Annotated in this window: 2 protein-coding genes and 1 pseudogene; 2 read left to right on the top strand and 1 reads right to left on the bottom strand. The window is 33.1% G+C overall.

Annotated elements, in window-relative coordinates; genetic code table 11:
- Positions 1–353: pseudogene (locus tag V7024_RS24005) on the top strand (MFS transporter); the annotation flags it as partial.
- A 364-nt stretch (positions 354–717) separates the two neighbouring features.
- Positions 718–2529 carry an acyltransferase family protein gene (locus V7024_RS24000; RefSeq protein ID WP_335524578.1) on the top strand — a complete coding sequence of 604 codons (1812 nt, stop codon included), beginning with the start codon at positions 718–720 and terminating at the stop codon, positions 2527–2529.
- A gap of 261 nt (positions 2530–2790) precedes the next feature.
- On the opposite strand, the gene V7024_RS23995 is transcribed toward V7024_RS24000, so the two are convergent.
- Positions 2791–3555 carry an alpha/beta fold hydrolase gene (locus V7024_RS23995; protein WP_335524577.1) on the bottom strand — a complete coding sequence of 255 codons (765 nt, stop codon included), beginning with the start codon at positions 3553–3555 and terminating at the stop codon, positions 2791–2793.
- Between the last annotated feature and the right edge of the window lie 600 nt (positions 3556–4155).

Below are 4155 nucleotides of genomic sequence, written 5' to 3'. Positions count from 1 at the left end.
ATTTAATGGTTATCATGTTTTCATCATTAATATGTATGGGGATTTTTCAGCAAAAAGCAATTTTGATAGCTATTTGTTTAATTTTGTGGGGAGCGACTGGGTGGGCTGGATTAGCAACTCAACAAAAAACATTAATTGAAATAAGTCCAGAACATGCTACTATTTCTATTGCTTTGTTAAGTTCTATTAATTATTTTGCTGGTTCAATGGGAACTTTGGTAAATGGTATATTATTAGAAAAGGAAATAGCTCCTTTAAATTTGCCGTATTTTACAGCCGGTATATTAGTAGTTGCGATTGGATTGCAGTTTATTTTAATAGTAAAAAAGAAGTATAGTGAAATAAATCAATAAGATATTGTTTATATAAAAATAGTCTAAGTCACGTATATTGACTTAGGCTGTTTTTATTTGTTAAGGAATTATTTAAAGCGTTCAATAAATTGTTCTATTATTCTCGAATTTATATAGGTTAAATGAAGTATCATAAATTGTCCAATTTTATTTGCATAAACAATTTTATAATAATGGATGATATGGTAAAATTTTATGTGCTGTGTGCGTTATTATATAAGATAGATATTTTTATATATAATAATGTGCTATTTTTGTAAGCTTTTTATTTTGAATGTTGTTTATACTTGTTAAGTGTAAGTTCGTAGCATTTTATAGTGTAAATATTTACATAGTTTTTAGAGAAAGATGGGGGTGACTATGAATGCCCACACCAGTAAAGAAGAATAGTCGTTATATGGTTGGATTAGATAGTTTGAGGGGGCTAGCCATACTAGCTGTTATTCTATATCATATCAATTTTAACTGGTTACCTGGAGGGTTTTTAGGTGTTACTGTGTTTTTTGTACTTTCAGGCTATTTAATTACAGATATTCTAGTTGTTGAATGGAAGGAAAAAAGGAGCATTGACTTGAAAAATTTCTGGTTGCGCCGGGCAAGAAGATTGCTTCCAGGAATGCTTGTCATGCTCGTTATAACCTTAGCGTGGATTACAATTTCTCATAGCTCATTACTTTGGAAAATGCGTGGAGATTCGGTAGCAGCTTTATTTTATTTTAGTAACTGGTGGTATATTTATCACAAATTATCATATTTTGAAAGTTTCGGTACAGTTTCTCCGCTAAATCATTTTTGGTCATTAGCTGTTGAGGAACAGTTTTATGTAGTCTGGCCGCTTATCATCGGTTTAGGACTTTCCTATGTAAAAAAACAATCACGTCTGACTCTATATATTTTCCTTGGAGCGATTGCTTCAGCTGTCGCGATGGCGATGATATATGAACCAGGCGCTGATCCAAGTAGGGTTTATTATGGTACCGATACAAGAGCGTTTTCCTTACTGATTGGTGCAGCACTTGCTTTCATTTGGCCAAGCAGTAGATTGGCTCATAAAATTCTTCCAAAGGCGCGCCTCGTTCTTGATGTAGTTGGAGGAATAGCTCTTATTGTTATTCTCGTTATGTTTTGGAAGACGAATCAATATGATTCATTCTTATACCGAGGAGGAATGTTCCTTTTATCGATTGCTACTGCAATACTAGTAGCGAATCTTGCTCATCCAGCTAGCCGTATTAGTGTTTTTTTAAGATTTAGACCTTTACGCTGGATTGGTGTTCGATCTTATGGGATATATCTTTGGCATTATCCGATTATCACATTAACAAGCCCGCAAGGAAGTGCTGGAGAATTTCAGCTTACAAGAGCTATTTTTCAGTTTTTTCTTATTTTGTTTATGGCGCAAATTTCATGGAAATTTATCGAAAATCCAATTCGCAAAGGCGCATTGAATAATTTTCGTTTGCGTAACTTTAGATTAAGAAACTTAGCGTTAGGTGGTAAGTTCGTTTTAGCGTTTGCAATATTTGTTACGGTTACAGCTAGTTTTGGTTTATCAACAGCAGGTAAAGCAAAAGAGAGTACTAGCAATAAAGTAGAGTCGGTACAAACCGAGCAAAAAGATCAGCCTAAACATCCAGATGTTGTTTGGGAAGAGCCAGGTGAAAAACCAGCCGAAAGCAAAGAGGAAGGTCATTCTACGCAGTCTAAAGAATCTGCGACGATTACAGCTATTGGAGATTCAATTATGATCGACGTCACTCCTCATTTAAAAAATGCTTTTCCTAATATTAATATTGATGCGAAGATTGGAAGGCAAATGTCTGAAGCGACCGCTGCGGTAGACAGAATGAAAAAAGAAGGTACTTTAGGTCAGTCTGTTATTATTGGCTTGGGTACGAACGGAGCATTTACTACTGAGCAAATAACATCATTAATGCAATCAATAGGTAATGAACGTAAAGTTATATTGGTTAATACAAGAGTGCCGCGTCCATGGGAATCATTGGTGAATAACAAGTTAAAAGAAACAGCGTCAAAATTCTCAAATATTACGCTCGTTGATTGGTATTCAGCAAGTGCTGGGAAGAAGGAATATTTTGAGCCTGATGGGGTTCATTTGACGAAAGCAGGGGAAGATGCATATACTTCGCTTGTAGTGAAGAGTATGAATAAGTAGAGTGATAGCAAGTTGATAATTTTTCTGCTTAACTTTACTTCGATATGTAGAAGTATATCTTTTCGATATATTTTTATATACAAATTGAAAATTGATATAAAACCGCTTTCTTTTTAGGAGAAAGAGCACTTGGTCGTGCATAGAAGTGACTTTTATGTTGACAAGTTAAAATGGAAATGATACATAAATGAGTGAGGTAGTACTTAAATATAGTTTCAAAATGAGAAGAGAGTCGCGTTAGTATACGACTCTCTTCTCATTTTATGATGGTGTATTTTGTAAAAATCGAGAGTATAAATCGTGAAAATAATTTGGGCGAAAGATATTTGCAGCATGACCAGCTAATGGGATTTCTTTATATGAAACATTTGGAAGAATGGATTTTAAATCAAATAAACAAGATTTATATAGATGATCATGTTCTCCCATTACCCATAAAATTGGTTGTGTAAGTTCTCGTAATCGGGATTTTAAATCGAATTCCAAACGATGTCTTAGTGACTCTCGAATAATAGATGAGTGTAATTGTAATCCAAATCGATAGTAAATGTTTTTGGAAACGATCGCAAAGGGGTTTGCTTTTAGAATGCCACTTGGAAATATAGTATTTGCATATTGATAAAGCCAAGAAGAGTATTCATTATTTCGTTTGTCCCAAAACTTTTGAAAGACATTAAACAACTTAGATGGGTTATTGTAATGACCGCCAATATGACAAAGACTTAATACTTTTTCTGGGTACTTATGAGCAAATAAAGTGGCAATATAGCATCCATAGCTTAGGGCACAAATGTGAGCTTGTTGGATCCCTTCTTTTTCATATAAATCTGACAATTGTTCTACTAGTCGATCTAAAGAAAAATCAATGTCTTGTCCTTTGTCATCACCATGGCCAAGTAAATCATACGTGATGATGTTATAGGATGATGAAAATAGTTTACACTCTTTTTTAAACGCACGACGATTTCCAACTAATCCATGAATGAATATAATCGTTTTTTTCTCAAAACCTTTTTTTGTTTGCAAAAGTATGCCCCTTTCAAATCTATCGTAGAAAAAAAGAAAATAAGTTCTACTAGAATGATGTTTTCACAAGTAAGCTTAGGCACCGATTATGGTCGGAACATAAACATGGATCTATATAATTTAAGTTATTTTTCATGTTTAATAGACTGGTATAACTAATATTAAGCACCAGGTAATAATACCAGATGGTTGTATAGTTTGTAAAGATAACTTTCTGGCATAGAAATAGTAATGTTAGATATGTTGGAAAGTTAAATACACTTGGAACTGATAATTGCTGATGGAGTGAGCATGAATGAGAATCTTCTAAGTTTTTGATGTGATTTTCGTGGGATTATGCTGAAAAGTGTAGGAGCTCAATCTATCCATCATTTTTTCTAATGGTTTCTATTAAAATAATTCATTTTATTTATTCTTATTAAAAATATATAATAGCGATTAGGTGAGTGTATAAGACTATTATCGTTTTTTTGTTTTTAATTCAGATTTGAAAAATTAAGACTGTATAAAGTTTACCTTTGAAGCTAACTATTTGAGAATAGTTAGCTTCGTAAATGTTTTAGAAAGACTTTATTTGATATATTTTTTGTAACTACTCAG

Source organism: Bacillus sp. JJ864 (assembly GCF_036963045.1).
GTDB lineage: Bacteria > Bacillota > Bacilli > Bacillales > Bacillaceae_G > Bacillus_A > Bacillus_A pseudomycoides_C.
This window is presented reverse-complemented; position numbering and strand designations above follow the sequence as displayed.

Excerpts from the sequence above, each read along its gene's own strand:
- V7024_RS24000 (WP_335524578.1), top strand. The coding sequence starts at position 718 with ATGCCCACACCAGTAAAGAAGAATAGTCGTTATATGGTTGGATTAGAT.